Here is a 14,924-nt window from a genome sequence, read left to right on the forward strand (position 1 = left end):
TAAAAACTTCACCCTCCTTAAGGCGTCTTAAGGTTTTTTTACGGCGATTCCTAAGATTCGTCCTGTATACTTCAAACTGTCCAGAGGAGCCTGGCTGCCGGACCATTCCGACCGGCGTCGGATACAGGACCCACGGTCCCGGGCCCGGCACGCCGCTGGCAAACCCAAAAGGAGGGGCATCACATATCATGTTCAGGAAAAAACAACCGGAGGACTCCACCGCGCTGCGCCCGGCTGCTCCGGGCGGAAAAGGCCTTACGTCCTTTTTCAAGCGCCACTGGAAACCCACCGCCGCTGTGGTCTGTGTGGCCGCCGCAGGCGCTGCGATCCTCATCCCCAAGGTGATGGCGCAGCCGGCCTCCGCCGGTGTGGAGTACATCGAGGTGGAGCCGGAGCTTCGGAGCATTGTCAACGTATTCAGTGAGTCCGGCACCATCGAGGCCGCCGAAACCTACGAGGTCCGGTCCCTGGTCCGGGGCGACGTGCTGACATCCGACTTTGAAGAGGGCGACATGGTGGAGAAGGGCACCATCCTCTACACCATCGACAGCTCCGACGCCATCAACAACGTGGAGAAAGCCGAGCTCTCGGTGGACCAGGCCCAGCGGGATTACGACGACGCCGTCAACGCCCAATACGTCCGCACCGACATCGGCGGCACCGTCATTTCCATCGACGTGGCCCCGGGAGACGCCGTCTCGGCCGGGCAGGAGATCGCCACCATTCGGGATAACTCCTCCCTGCTGCTGACCCTCAGCTTCCCCGCCGCCGACGCCGCCGGGTTCTCGGTGGGCCAGAGCGCCACCGTCACCCTGGACGGCACCTATGAGACCATCACCGGCACCGTCCGCTCGGTCTCGGGCGAGGACACCGCCAGCACCGGCAGCATGCTGGTCCGCTCGGTGGTCATCTCGGTGCCCAACACCAGCGGCAGCCTGACTTCGTCCCAGGCCGCCACCGCCTCGGTGAACGGGGTCAGCGCCCTGGGTTCGGCCCGCTTCACCTATCAGAAATCCCAGACCCTCACCGCATCATCCAGCGGCACGGTGGCCGCCCTCTGCGTGCAGGAGGGCGACTCGGTCAGCCCCAACACCGCCATCCTTCAGCTGACCAGCGACAGCCTGACCCGCCAGGTGGAGAGTGCATCCGACAACCTGCGCAGCGCCCAGCTGTCCCTGGACGACGCCGAAAACACCCTGGATGACTACACCATCACCGCTCCCATCAGCGGCACCATCATTCAGAAGAACATCCAGGCCGGCGAGACCATCGGCACCGATACCTCCACCAGCGAGACCCTCTGCATCATCCACGATCTGAGCTATCTGGAACTGGTCCTCAACGTGGACGAACTGGAGATCCTCTCGATTCAGGAGGGCCAGGAGGTGACCATCGTCGCCGACGCCATCTCGGATAAAACCTTTGACGGCGTGGTGACCAATGTCTCCTCGGCAGGCACCACCACCGGCGGCACCACCACCTACCCCGTCACCATCCGGATCGACGACTACGGCGAGCTGATGCCCGGCATGAACGCCACCGCCCAGATCGTTGTGGACAGCGCCGACGACGCCCTGTCCATCCCCAATGCCGTAGTGGTCCGGGGCGGCTACGTCCTGGTGACCGAGGACTCCCCCAGTGCAGCCAACGCAGCGGACGGCATGACCGCCCCCGACGGCTATGTCTACGTCAAGGTGGAGACCGGCGTCAGCGATGACAACTACATCGCCATCACCAGCGGCCTCCAGGAAGGCGACACGGTGGCCTATGACGCCACCGCCGCCACCATCTCCTCCACCGTCAGCGACGGCATGATGATGCCCGGCGGCATGGGCGGCATGCCCAGTGGAGGCGGTATGCCCAGCGGAGGCGCACCGGGAGGTGGGATGCGATGAGCGCACTGATTGAGTTTGATTCGGTCTGCAAGTACTACCAGATGAGCGATACCCTGGTGAAGGCCGCCGATCATATCTCGATGCAGATCAACAAGGGAGAGTTTGTAGCCATCGTAGGCCAGTCCGGCTCGGGCAAATCCACCTGCATGAACATCATCGGCTGTCTGGACGTTCCCACCGAGGGCACCTACAAGCTGAACGGCCGGGATGTGGGCAGCATGGGCACCAACGAACTGGCCGAAATCCGCAACGAAATGCTGGGCTTCATCTTCCAGCAATACAACCTTCTGCCCAAGCTGGATCTGATGGAAAACGTGGAAGTCCCCCTGATCTACGCCGGCGTTTCCACCTCGGAGCGGCACCGCCGGGCCAAAGCCGCCCTGGAACAGGTGGGGCTGGGCAAAAAGCTCCACAACAAGCCCAGCCAGCTGTCCGGCGGCCAGCAGCAGCGCGCCTCCATCGCCCGGGCCCTGGCCGGCGACCCGGCGGTGATTCTGGCCGACGAGCCCACCGGCGCGCTGGACAGCCACACCGGCCGGGAAGTGCTGGGGATGCTGCAGGAACTGCACCGCCAGGGCAACACGGTGGTCCTGATCACCCACGACAACTCCATCGCGGTGCAGGCTGAGCGGATCATCCGGCTGGAGGACGGCCGCATCGTCTACGACGGCGACGCCCATTCCCCCGACGCGGTGGTCCATCCCAATTACGCGCTGGAACAGGAGGGCACCCCATGATCTATGAGACCTTCCGCCAGGCGCTGAAAAACATCTGGAGCAACAAGTTCCGCACCCTGCTGACCATGCTGGGCATCATCATCGGCATTCTGGCCGTGATCGTCATTGTGGGTCTAGGCAATGGCATGACCGCCAGCATGAAAGACAGCTTCTCCTCCATGGGCACCAACACCCTGACCGTCAACATCATGGGCTACGGCTCCCGCATGGTGTCCATCGAGGACGTTTACAACATTGTGGAGGAAAATCCCGACCTGTTCGAGGACATTTCCCCGGTGGTCAGCCTGGACGGCTCGGTCAAGATCGACACCGACACCTACGGTGAAACCAGCGTCAGCGGCGTCAGTGAGACCTATCTGGGCATCTCCAACTACACCATCGCCGAAGGGCGCGGCATCCAGTATGTGGACCTGGTGGACAACAAAAAGGTCTGCGTCATCGGCGACTACCTCAACCGGGTGGCCTACGGCGGCAACGGCATCGGCCAAACCCTCAAGGTGGGCCCCGAAAAGTTCACCATCGTGGGCGTCCTGGAGGCCCAGGTCTCAGACCCCACCTCCCAGGAGGGCAGCGACGACGACTGCGTCTTTATCCCCTATACCACCGCCCTGCGGATCATCAAGAGCACCTCGGCCAACTCCTATATAGTCACCCTGGTGGATGAGAACCAGGCCGCAGAGGGCGTGGCGGTGTTTGAAGCCGCCCTGACCAAGCTGCTCAACTCGGACGAAGGCTTTTTTGTCACCAGCATGAGCGAAATGCTGGACACCATGACCTCGATGGTCAACATGGTCATCACCATTCTGACCGCCATTGCAGCCATCTCGCTGCTGGTGGGCGGCATCGGCATCATGAACATCATGATGGTCTCGGTCACCGAGCGGACCCGCGAAATCGGCATCCGCAAGGCCCTGGGCGCCAAGGAGCGCTCGGTGCTGGCGCTGTTCGTCATCGAAGCAGCCACCACCTCGGCGCTGGGCGGCCTCATCGGCATTGTCCTGGGGTATCTGGTCTCGGCGGCAGCCAACCAGGTGCTGCCCATGATCCTGACCGACATGGAACTGACCGTCAGCCCATCGCCCAGCTCGGTGGTCATCGCCTTTGGCGTTTCGGTGGGCATCGGCATCCTGTTTGGCTATCTGCCCGCCAAGCGCGCAGCGCGGCTCAATCCCATCGAAGCTCTGCGCTATGACTGAGAACAGGGAGGAAATACAGAAGATGAGAAAACGACTTTGCTCGCTGCTGCTGGCGGTCTGCCTCGCATGTACCATGCTGGTGATCCCCGCCTCGGCCAGCGGCTACAACACGGCGGTTCAGACCGCCCTGATCCTGGGCGGCCTGACCTCCGACCAGGCCGCCAACCCCGAAACCTCTTTAACCCGCGGTCAGCTGGCGCAGCTGCTGGTGGCCTTCTCTCCCTACCGGGAGAGTGTCACGTCCCAGGGTACGACAGGCACCCTGTTCTCGGATGTGAATGGCAGCGACGCGCTGGCTCCCTATATCCGCATCGCAGTCCAGCAGGGATGGATGAGCGGCTACACTGACAGCAGCTTCCGCCCCGACAACACCGTCACCCTGGAGGAGGCCTGCGCCGCTGTCCTCAACCTGCTGGGCTATGATGTGACTACCCTGAGCGGCACCTTTCCCACCGCCCAGTTGAATAAAGCCAACGAGCTGGGCCTGCGGGACGACCTGCCCTGCACCCAGGGCGAGATCCTCACGGTGGAACAGGGCGCCCAGCTGCTCTACAATGCCCTCACCGTCCAGAACGCCGACGGCCAGCTCTACGCCGACACCCTGGGCATCACCATCACCGACGGCCGGGTGGATGTCTCGTCCATCCTGATGGGCAATCTGAAGGGCCCCTTTGTGGCCGCTGAGGGCACCCAGCTGCCCTTCACCCCCACCGCCATCTACCGCAACGAGGAGGTCTCCGCCTCCGCCCAGCTGAACCAGTACGACGTCTACTACTACAACGAGAACACCCAGACCGTCTGGATCTACACCAAGAAGGCCGCCGGCCGGATCACCGCCGTAGGCCCCTCGGCCAGCGCACCCACCACCGTGACGGTGGCCGGCACCGAGTACACCATCGGCACCTCGTCGGCCGCCTCGGTTCTCTCCTCCCTCAACGGCGGCGGCGTGGGCCAGGTGGTCACCCTGCTGCTGGGCATGGACGACGAAGTGGTCCGGGTTCTGACCGGCGAGCAGGCCGACCAGGTCTTCTACGGCGTGGTCCAGACCTCCTCCCGGAGCCTGGTCGAGAACAATGGAGCCGACGTGCTCCAGAGCGTCACCGTCGCCTGCAGCGACGGCGTCACCCGCACCGTCAACGTGGATAAAGACCTCAACTTTCCCGCCGGCTGGCTGGTCCAGATCACGGTGGACGAAAACGGCGAGAGCGTCGAAAGCATCGACGAGAAATCCACCAGCGGCACCTTCAACGACACAGCCACGGCTCTGGGCAATATGACCCTGGCCGACAACGTGGAAATTCTGGATACGACGGCGGAGGGTGTAGCTGGGACGATTCGTCCCAGCCGACTAGCGGGGGTCACGCTGAAGGGTGACGACGTCCGCTACTACACCACCAACGAACAGGGCGAGATCGACCGCCTGATTCTGGACGACGTCACCGGCGACCTGTGGACCTACGGCGTTCTGGACGACGTGCGCAACCTGGTGAACATTGTGGACGACAGCTCCGACACCACAACCACCACCGACAGCCTCAGCAGCCTGGCCGACAACGTCCTGCCCAGCACCAGCGAGATTCTCTACAGCATCATCGACGGCAGCATCGTCAGCATCCTGTGGGAGAGCCTCACCAGCAGCCCCAGCAGCATCATCAGCTACCTGCTGAATGTGGCTTCGGACAACACCAGCGGCGTCCTCAGCAGCGTTCTGGGCTACCTGGGCAAGGGCGCCAACTACGTCTGCTACATTGACGGCGAAAACACCACCCTGCAGACCTCGGTGAAATATCCGGTGATTGCCGGCGGCATCGCCGTGGGCAAGAGCGCCAGCGGCACCGTCAAATCCATGGTCCAGCTGATGCCGGTGATGGTGGATCAATTGGGCGCGGCCTCGGTCAAGAGCGGCGATACCCGCTATAAGACCGCTGACGATATGCAGGTCTACCTCTGGTACAAAGGTCAGTACTTCCCCACCACCCTGTCCCAAATCAACACCGAGGACTACTATCTGATCGGCTGGTACGACAACTTTGGCTGCACCGCCGGCAACAAGATCCGCGTTCTGGTGGCAGTCCAGAAGGACTGACACCTCCTCCGCACAAAACTCAAGGAAAAGTCCAGGTTATATCAATCCTGGCTCAAACACAACGTGGTATCCTGTGAGTGAACACATCCGGGAACGAGGCGGCGTAAAAACCTGCATACCGGAAAGGTGGTGATGCGGCCGCACAAGCGTTCCGCCCTTACAATCCGTCCCACACATCCACACACGCACTGAAAACGAACCCCTTAACGGGGAGAAAGGTGAGAAAACGTATGAAAACCATGATGAAAACCCTTGCCATGCTCAGCCTGTCTGCCTGCATCCTGGTGGGCGGCGCCGTCTCCAGCTTTGCTGCCGGCACCAGCGCCTACACCGCCAACGTCCTGTATCATCAGACCAACTCCTGCGAGGGCACCCAGCGGGCCGAGATGGTGGTCCGCTTCAGCAGCCCCTATGGCGCCACCCAGACCTACACCATCTGCGGCGAGTGCGGCGACGTCAACGGCGTCAGCACTCTGTCCAAGGTCAGCAACGCCACCGCCAACTTCAGCGGCCTGAAGATCTACCAGGGCACTCTGGACAACGGTGAGCGGATTATGACCGTCTCCTGCCTGAGCTCCGGATACACCGCCCTGACCAATGTCTCCGCCAACGTGATGATGCCCAGCTCCAGCATCGAGGGCTACGACCTGTATCTGGTCAACGCCGATGGTTCCGAGACCAAACTGGACGTCTCCACCAGCAGTGCCTGGAGCGGAGATGACTGGGCTCACTTCGACGTCTATATGGACAACGGCACTGCCCTGATCCGCATGGTTCCCCAGGCTTAACCCTTTTCTTTAACACACTTCCCTGTCAGGAAACAGCATTGTGAAACAGTCGGTTTAAACCGAATATCTCCGGTTTACGGGCCGCCGCGCCAAGGGCAACGGGCGCGGCGGCCCGGTTTTTATGTCCATATTTTCCGGCAAAAAAGGCGGGCTGCCTCTCTCCAAGAAAGACAACCCGCCAGGGCAATTGATTTTGACTGATTTTCCCTCAGCGGGGGCCGCCCACCCAGAACAGGGCGACGGTGCCGGGGCCGCTGTGGGCGCCGATGACCGGGCCGATATCGCCCTGATGCAGGTCGGTGACGCCCAGAGCCTGGAGCTTGTCCATCACGTACCGGCAGTCCTCCGGGCAGTCGCCGTGGCTGATAAAGACGGTGCCGCCGGCGATGTCATCGGCGGTGGCCTGGAAGTGCTTGACCAGAGCGTCCAGGCTGGCGCGGCGGCCGCGGACCTTTTCCATGGCGATCAGGTGGCCCTCGTCGTCCACATGCAGCACCGGCTTGATGCCCAGCAGAGTGCCGGCCACGGCGGCAGCGCCGGACAGGCGGCCGCCCCGCTTGAGGAACATCAGGTCATCCACCGTGAACCAGGCACAGACTCTGGGGGCCAGCGCCCGGGCATAGTCCACCGCCTCGTCCAAGCTGGCACCTTCCAGCCGCCGGCGGCCCACCAGGTAGACAAACAGGCCCTCGCCCATGCTGGCCTGGAGGGAGTCTATGCTGACAATCTGGCGGCCCGGGAACCGCTCCTGCAGCATCTCCGAGGCCACGCAGCTGGCCTGATAGGTGCCGGACAGGCCGCTGGAAAAGGACAGATACAAAATGTCCAGTCCCTGTTCCAGCACCGGGGTAAAGGCTTCTTCATATTCGGCCAGGGAAACCTGGCTGGTGGTGCAGGTGCTGCCTGCCCGCAGTTTGTCATAGAAGGCGTGGGAGCTGATCTCCCGTCCGTCGGGGTAATTCCGGTAATCCTGCCCATCCAGATGGAAGGTCATGGGCAGCACCTGCAACCCCGCCTGCTCAATCAGGGCCGGGGTCAGGTCGCCGGTGGAATCGGTGAAAATCACATAGGTCTGCATACGTTTTACACTCCTTTCACGAGGTTTCGCAGCAATTTTTGTTCGCTCGTCCATTCCCGAGAGTGAGTGTAGCACGGTTTTTTCACTGCGTCAAGCAAAATCAGGTCGCATTTCCGCCTCTCTTTTAAACCGAAACCCGGTCCCCTGCCCGCCGGAACTTCCCGTCAAAAAGCCGCCGCCCCACCGGGCAGCGGCTTCTTTTGCGGGAATTTACATGGCCCAGACCTGGGGATTGGTGGTGGACACCGCCACCGCTCCGGCCGACAGCGCGGTGATGACGTCCTCCTTATCCTGTATCAGGCCGCCGGCAATCACCGGCCGCCGGATACTCTGGGCCACCCGATGGATGGCCTTGGGCATCAGTCCGGGCAGCACCTCCACCACGTCGGCCGCCCCCGGGCTGAACTGTTCCATGCTGCTCATGGCCTTGGAATCCAGCAGGAAAAACCGCTGGATGGCCACCAGGCCCAGCCCTCTGGCCCGCCGGGTCAGCTGGGCCTTGGTGGAGATCACCCCGTCCGCCGCGGTGGTTCGGGCGATGAAGTCCGCCGCCACCTCCTTGGGGGCCAGGCCCTCCACCATATCCAGGTGCACAAACACCTGCTTGCCGCTCTGATGCACCCGCTGGGTCAGCTCTCCCACGCTGAGAATGGTCCCATACAGCAGGAAGATCACCCCCACGTCGCTTTGGAGCGCCTGCTCCAGTTCCTCGTCGTTCTTCACCGACGCAATGATGGGCTGGCTGCTCAGAATTCCCAGCAATTCCTTGGTTTTCAAATCCTCCACCTCCCTTGCTCGCTCCAAACGAAAAAGCCCGGCGCAAACCTTTCCCCGGCTCACCTCGGGCTCTTTCTTCCGTTCTTCAGAGCGCTGGCCGTCGGGGCCTCAGGGGTTTTGCCGCCGCCCCCGGGCCCCGGATTATTTTTTGTTTTTCCTGGCGATTCTCACCCTTTGGACGCCGGCGCATCGCCGTCCCGCTCCTGGATCGCCTTCTGCAGCACCTGGCCCAGCAGGTGGAAGTCGATGGGCTTGGAGACGTGGCCGTTCATGCCGGCCTTGGTGGTGCGGTCAATGTCCTCCGCAAAAGCGTTGGCCGTCACGGCAATGATAGGCACCCACTGGGCATCGGGCCGGTTCATGGACCGGATGATCCGGGCGGCCTCGCAGCCGTCCATCTCCGGCATCTGCATATCCATCAGGATAACGCCGATGGAGTAGGGCGCCGCCGCCGAGAAGAGGCGGACCGCCTCTGCGCCATTGGAGGCGGACAGGACCTCAGCCCCGCACATGGTCAGGATCTCGGTGGCAATCTCCATATTCAGCTCGTTGTCCTCCGCCAGCAGAACTTTCCAGCCCGACCAGTCAAAGGGCTGTTCCCTCTGGGGCCGGACCGCAGCCGCCGGGCCGCCGGGCTGGGTCTTGACCGCCTCCAGCGGGAGGGTGACGGTGAATTTGCTGCCCTGGCCCAGGGCGCTCTCCACCGAGATTTCGCCGCTCATCTGCTGGACCAGGCTCTTGACGATGGGCATGCCCAGGCCGGTGCCTACGGTGGGATGGACCGTAAACGCCGTCTCCCGGCTGTAGGGCTCAAACAGATGCTCCAAAAAGCTGGGGCTCATGCCGATGCCGGTATCCTGCACCACAAACTGATATTTGCTGTGCTGCTGGAAATCAAACTGCCGCGCTTCCAGCCGGATGCTGTCGCCGGGGTTGCTGTACTTGATGGCGTTGGACAGCAGGTTGTTGATGACCTGGGAGATCTTTTTGCTGTCGCCCACCACCCGGGTGTCGGTCAGGTCCAGGCTGTAGGTAAAGGTTTTCCCCGCCGCATGGGCCTGGTCGTGGAAGATCTCGGCGTTGTTTTCCAGCTGTTCCTTCAGGTCAAACTCGGCCTGCTGCAGGTTGTCCTTGCCGGCCTCCATCCGGGACAACTCCAAAATGTCGTTGATGAGGGTCAGCAGCTGATTGCCCGCAAAATCAATCTTGCGGATATAATCCTGCACTTTGGCGTTGTCGCCACTTTCCTGGCTCTTTTGGGCCAGGCCGCAGTAGCCGATGATGGCGTTCAGGGGGGTGCGCATATCGTGGGACATGCTGTTGAAGAAGTTGGACTTGGCCTTGGTGCTCTTGCGGGCCGCCTCCAGGGCGTCCTGCAGCAGGATCATGTGCTGCATCTGCTGGCGGCGTTCGGCGTCCACATCCCGGAAGCAGAGGGTGACCTCATCCTTTGCAATGTTCCTGTCGTACAGGGTGCGGATATTCACCCAGCGGTAGGTATCCCCGAACCGGCGCTGATAGTCGCCGCCGTAGTCGGCGATGCCCTTGTCCACCCGGCGCTGGATTTCGGCCAGGGAAAAGCTCTGCTCAAACTCCTGATAGGTGCTGAACTTGACAAACTTGCGGATGTACTCCATCAGCTCGCTGTAGCTGCCCCGCTGGGGCAGGGTCGCGCCCTCTTCCTCCTTGAGCTTGATGGCCTCATAGCTCTCTTTTTCAAAGTTCACCCGGAAGATGGCATAGAAGGAATCCCCCAGCATATGGATGGTGTCATCCGCCTTTTTCATCCGGTAATCCTGGATGGTATCCCGGATGGTCAGCGCTCCCAGCAGGACAAACATCACCGCCGCAATGAAGGCGATGACGTAGATGAACACGTTCTCCTCGCCCAGCAGAATCAGGTTGAAGGGGATGGTCATAATGACCACCCAGCCGTTGCTCATCTGATGGAAATAGGTGCCCCGCTCGTCCCCCACATAGTCGGTAAAGGTGGCGTCGTATTTCAGCAGCGAGCCGTTTTGGATGCCTTCCAGCAGATACCGGGCATTTTCCCGGTCATGGCTCTGGTCCCGCTGCCAGGGGGTCTTGGCATAAATCAGCTCGCCGTCCCCGGTGCAGAGGTAATAGGAATATTCCTCCGGCATGGCCAGCGCCGAATTGTGGAGGGTGGGATTTTCGATGTAGACATCCATCGCCATCACATCCCCCGGCGTCTCCAGCGCCTTGGAAATGGTCATCACCAGCTTGCCGGTGATGGCGTCGGTATAGACCTCGCTGCACACCACTTCGCCCCGGGCCTCGATGGCCTTGGTATACCATTCGGTGGAGCCAAAGTCGTAGTCGTCATCCCCTGACCACGGGTTGGCCCCGATGATCTCCCCGTTGATGACGGCATAGGGGTCCACTACGTTCTCCCCCAGAATATCGGTCATCTTGACAAAATAGCCCTGGAGCCAGCTCTGGATCTCCTGGCCGGTGCCGCCCCCGGCGTTGATCTCCTCCACATACTGGCTGGCCAGCTGGGCGATCCGCTGCAGGTTGGTGATGTTGACTTCTTCCTCCAGAGCGTAGCTCTCGGTCAGGGCCATGCCCAGATCCTGGGCGTTCTGCAGCAGTTTGATCCGCACCAGCACAATGCTCAGAACCAGCAGCAGGGCCACAAAGAACAGCACCAGAAAACTGATGATGCGATTGGAAATTTTGGGAATCTTATGGTGTTTCATCTCTGTTCACTCCTCGTCGGGTACAGGCTGCCCCGTCCGGCCGGCGCCGCCGGCGTCCACAAGCGGACGCCCGGGTGGTTCCGGTCTGTGACGACCCAATCCATATAGCCTCCCTTTTCATTATTTTTGCACAAAACCGCAGAAAAGACAAGTAAAAGCTTCAAAAACCATATCCTTTCCCCGCCCTGGGCCGGCCGTCCCGCCCCCGCCGGGGCGGCCCGCACAAAGACTGCCCGGTCTTTTTGTGCAAGAGGTATAATTTTCCATTTTGACCCGGCCGGGCCATTGAATTTTTGGGTTTTGTGTGCTATTGTAAAAATACAAATGTGAATATTCCAAATGCTAGATTTGTGTGAGAGATTGAGAAGCGCAAGGCAAACCATTTTCTATGGGGTGTCCTGCGCTTTTTTGTCTTTATCCAGCCGCCAAAGACAGAAATCGAGGTTTTGCTTATGTACGATGTACTCATCATCGGCTGCGGCATTGTGGGCGCTGCCGCTGCCTTTGAGCTCTCCAAATACCAGGTCCGGGTGGGCATTCTGGAGAAGGAAAACGACGTGGCCAACGGCACCACCAAGGCCAATTCCGCCATTCTCCACGCCGGCTACGACCCCCTGCCCGGCACCCTGATGGCCCGGCTCAACGTGCGTGGCGTGGCTCTGGCCAGGGAGCTGTGCCAAAAGCTGGACGTCCCCTATCGGGCCTGCGGCTCGTTTGTGCTGGCCTTTACCCCGGAGGAGTGCGCCACCCTGGACACCCTCAAGGCCCGGGGCGACGCCAACGGCGTGCCCGGCCTGGAAATCCTCACCGGGGACCAGGCCCGCAGCATGGACCCCCAGCTGTCGGACCAGGTGCAGGCCGCCCTCTACGCTCCCACCGCTGCCATCTGTTCCCCCTGGGAATACTGTCTGGCCCTGGCGGAAACCGCCGTCCGCAACGGGGCCCGTCTTCATCTGGAAACCGAGGTCACCGGCATCGAGAAAACCGGCGGCGGCTGGCTGGTCCACACCAGCCGGGGGGATTTCTCCGCCCGTTATCTGGTGAACGCCGCCGGCGTGTATGCCGACGCCGTCCACGACATGGCCGCGCCCCATGCATTCACCATCCGGCCCAGCCGGGGCGAATATTATCTGCTGGACAAGGCCGAAGGCAGCCGGGTTTCCCACACCATCTTCCAGTGCCCCAACCGGAACGGCAAGGGCGTTCTGGTGAGCCCCACCGTCCACGGCAACCTGATTGTGGGTCCCAACGCCGCCCCGGTGGAGGGCGACGACACCGCCACCACCGCCGCCGGGCTGGACTTTGTCCGCACCACCGCCCTGAAATCGGTGCCGTCCATTGCCTTTGGGCAGTGCATCCGCAACTTTGCGGGGGTCCGGGCCAATACCGAAATTCACGACTTTATTTTGCAGGAAAAGGACGGCTTTGTGGACGCCGCCGGCATCTGTTCGCCGGGCCTCTCGGCGGCGCCGGCCATCGCGGAATATCTGGTCCAGCTGCTGAACGACGCCGGCCTCGCACTGGAGCTCCGGCCCGACTTTGTCTGTGAGCGGCACCGCACCCGCTTCAAGGAACTGTCCCCCGCCCAGCGGGCGGACCTGGTGGCCAAAGAACCCGCCTTTGGCCGGGTGATCTGCCGCTGCGAGACGGTAACCGAGGGCGAAATCCTGGAGGCCCTCCACGGGCCCATTCCGCCCCGCTCGGTGGACGCCGTCAAGCGGCGGGTCAACGCCGGCATGGGCCGCTGTCAGGGCGGCTTCTGCGGGCCCCGGGTGGTGGAAATCCTGGCCCGGGAACTCCATCTGAATCCGGAAGACATCCAGCAGGACAAAAAGGGCACCTGGCTGCTCTGGGGCGAGACGAAGGGAGGCAGCGCTCATGTATGATCTGATTGTCATTGGCGGCGGCCCCGCCGGGCTGGCGGCCGCCCGTTCCGCCTGGGACAAGGGCCTGCGCAGCATCCTGATTGTGGAGCGGGACCAGGAGCTGGGCGGCATTCTGAACCAGTGCATTCACAGCGGCTTCGGCCTGCAGTATTTCAAAGAGGAGCTCACCGGCCCCGAGTACGCCGCCCGGTTTGTGGACCTGCTGTCCCAGACCGGAGTGGAGGTGCGTCTGGACACCATGGTGCTGGACATCACCCCCCAGCGGGAGGTCCACATGGTGGGCAAAACCACCGGCTACCGGGTGGAACAGGCCCGGGCCATCGTGCTGGCCATGGGCTGCCGGGAACGGACCCGGGGCGCCATCTCCATCCCGGGCACCCGGCCCGCCGGCGTATTCACCGCCGGGGCGGCCCAGCGCTATGTCAACGTGGAAGGCTACCTGCCGGGCAAGCGGGTGGTGATTCTGGGCAGCGGCGACATCGGCCTGATTATGGCCCGCCGGATGACCCTGGAAGGAGCCAAAGTGCTGGCCTGCGTGGAGGTGATGCCCTATTCGGGCGGCCTGAACCGGAACATTGTCCAGTGCCTGCAGGACTTTGACATCCCCCTGTACCTCTCCCACACCGTCACCGACATCCGGGGCAAAGACCGGGTGGAACAGGTGGTGGTCAGCCAGGTGGGCCCCGACCGCAAGCCCATCCCCGGCACCGAGATGATCTTTGACTGCGACACCCTGCTGTTGTCGGTGGGCCTGCTGCCCGAAAACGAGCTGACCCAGCAGGCCGGCATCGCCCTGGATCCCCGCACCCGGGGCGCGGTGGTCTATGAAAACATGGAGACCTCCATGCCGGGTGTCTTTGCCTGCGGCAACGTCTGCCATGTCCACGATCTGGTGGACTACGTCACCGCCGAGAGCCAGCGGGCCGGCGCGGCCGCAGCCGCCTACTTGATGGAGGACGCCAAACCCGAAAGCCGGGTCATCGAGATCCAGAACGGCCCCGGCGTCACCTACACCGTTCCCCAGCACATCCGGCCCCAGCGGGTGGACAAGAGCTGCGGGCTGTTCTTCCGGGTCAACCGCATCTGCAAGGATTCGGAAATCCTGGTCACCAGCGGCGATGTTCCCATCGCCCGCTTCAAGCGGGAGCATCTGGCCCCCGGCGAGATGGAACACATCACCCTGCCGCGGGCCCTGCTGGACAAGGCCGGCCCCACCCTGACGGTATCCATCCGGGAGGTAAACTGACATGAAAGAACTGATCTGCATTACCTGCCCTCAGGGCTGCCACCTGAAGGTGGACGACGAAAACGGCTATACCGTCATCGGCAACCGCTGCCCCCGTGGCGAAGCCTATGGCCGGGCCGAGCTGATCCATCCCACCCGGATGGTGACCTCCACCGTCAAATGCACCGGCGGCAGCCGGCCCCGCTGCCCGGTCAAGACCAGCGGCCCGGTGCCCAAAGACATGGTTTTTGCCGTGGTGGCCGCCCTGGATGCGGTGGAGCTGACCGCCCCGGTCCGCATCGGGCAGGTCGTCCTGGCCAACGTGTGCGGCACCGGCGTGGACATTGTGGCCACCAAGGATATCTGAACCCCATCCAGACACAAAGAAAAGTCCAGACTGTACCGTCAGCGGTACTGAACCGGTCCAAATTGTGTGGACAGTACAAAAAAGCCCCAAGTGTAGGATATTAGGATTCAGCAGGAGTGGCGGAGCGTTAGCGGAGCCACTCCTGCTTTCGTTTGGATTCGCTCGT

11 protein-coding genes are annotated in these 14,924 nt (G+C 62.2%); 8 read left to right on the forward strand and 3 right to left on the reverse strand.

The genetic code is table 11. The features are described from left to right. The first annotated feature begins 188 nt into the window (after nt 1-188). The 5 genes from B5G28_RS05530 to B5G28_RS05550 all read left to right on the forward strand — a co-directional run bounded on the left by B5G28_RS05530 (nt 189) and on the right by B5G28_RS05550 (nt 6,702). Nucleotides 189-1,895 carry an HlyD family efflux transporter periplasmic adaptor subunit gene (locus B5G28_RS05530; protein ID WP_087246724.1) on the forward strand — a complete coding sequence of 569 codons (1,707 nt, stop codon included), beginning with the start codon at nt 189-191 and terminating at the stop codon, nt 1,893-1,895. After that, a complete protein-coding gene (locus tag B5G28_RS05535; protein ID WP_087246725.1) occupies nt 1,892-2,632 on the forward strand; it encodes an ABC transporter ATP-binding protein in 741 nt (246 codons plus the stop codon). The genes B5G28_RS05530 and B5G28_RS05535 overlap by 4 nt, the downstream gene beginning before the upstream one ends. Next, the gene (locus tag B5G28_RS05540) at nt 2,629-3,828 is read left to right on the forward strand and encodes an ABC transporter permease (RefSeq protein WP_087246726.1); all 1,200 of its coding nucleotides are present in this window, start codon (nt 2,629-2,631) and stop codon (nt 3,826-3,828) included. The genes B5G28_RS05535 and B5G28_RS05540 overlap by 4 nt, the downstream gene beginning before the upstream one ends. Nucleotides 3,829-3,850: 22 nt before the next feature. Beyond that, entirely contained in the window at nt 3,851-5,914 is a 2,064-nt protein-coding gene (locus tag B5G28_RS05545) for an S-layer homology domain-containing protein (protein ID WP_087246727.1), read from the forward strand. Nucleotides 5,915-6,144: 230 nt separating this feature from the next. Then, entirely contained in the window at nt 6,145-6,702 is a 558-nt protein-coding gene (locus B5G28_RS05550) for a hypothetical protein (protein ID WP_087246728.1), read from the forward strand. Between the two features lie 208 nt (nt 6,703-6,910). On the opposite strand, the gene B5G28_RS05555 is transcribed toward B5G28_RS05550, so the two are convergent. The 3 genes from B5G28_RS05555 to B5G28_RS05565 all read right to left on the reverse strand — a co-directional run bounded on the left by B5G28_RS05555 (nt 6,911) and on the right by B5G28_RS05565 (nt 11,280). Then, nucleotides 6,911-7,780: a DegV family protein gene (locus B5G28_RS05555; RefSeq protein ID WP_087246729.1), complete on the reverse strand. Its 870-nt coding sequence runs from the start codon at nt 7,778-7,780 to the stop codon at nt 6,911-6,913. Nucleotides 7,781-7,990: 210 nt separating this feature from the next. Next, nucleotides 7,991-8,557, reverse strand: a complete 567-nt coding sequence (locus B5G28_RS05560; RefSeq protein WP_087246730.1) for a glycerol-3-phosphate responsive antiterminator — start codon at nt 8,555-8,557, stop codon at nt 7,991-7,993. A gap of 167 nt (nt 8,558-8,724) precedes the next feature. Continuing rightward, on the reverse strand, nt 8,725-11,280 hold the full coding sequence (locus B5G28_RS05565) for an ATP-binding protein (RefSeq protein ID WP_087246731.1): 2,556 nt from the start codon (nt 11,278-11,280) through the stop codon (nt 8,725-8,727). A gap of 452 nt (nt 11,281-11,732) precedes the next feature. Between B5G28_RS05565 and B5G28_RS05570 the strand changes: the two genes are divergently transcribed. The 3 genes from B5G28_RS05570 to B5G28_RS05580 are packed head-to-tail and all read left to right on the forward strand — an operon-like array spanning nt 11,733 to nt 14,758. Next, nucleotides 11,733-13,166: an NAD(P)/FAD-dependent oxidoreductase gene (locus B5G28_RS05570; RefSeq protein ID WP_087246732.1), complete on the forward strand. Its 1,434-nt coding sequence runs from the start codon at nt 11,733-11,735 to the stop codon at nt 13,164-13,166. Next, nucleotides 13,159-14,412 (forward strand): FAD-dependent oxidoreductase, encoded by a 1,254-nt coding sequence (locus tag B5G28_RS05575; RefSeq protein ID WP_087246733.1) that lies wholly within the window; start codon nt 13,159-13,161, stop codon nt 14,410-14,412. The genes B5G28_RS05570 and B5G28_RS05575 overlap by 8 nt, the downstream gene beginning before the upstream one ends. Nucleotide 14,413: 1 nt before the next feature. Further along, the gene (locus tag B5G28_RS05580) at nt 14,414-14,758 is read left to right on the forward strand and encodes a DUF1667 domain-containing protein (RefSeq protein ID WP_087246734.1); all 345 of its coding nucleotides are present in this window, start codon (nt 14,414-14,416) and stop codon (nt 14,756-14,758) included. Nucleotides 14,759-14,924 lie beyond the last annotated feature (166 nt).

The sequence above is a fragment of the Faecalibacterium sp. An77 genome (genome assembly GCF_002161315.1).
Taxonomy (GTDB): Bacteria; Bacillota; Clostridia; order Oscillospirales; family Ruminococcaceae; genus Faecalibacterium.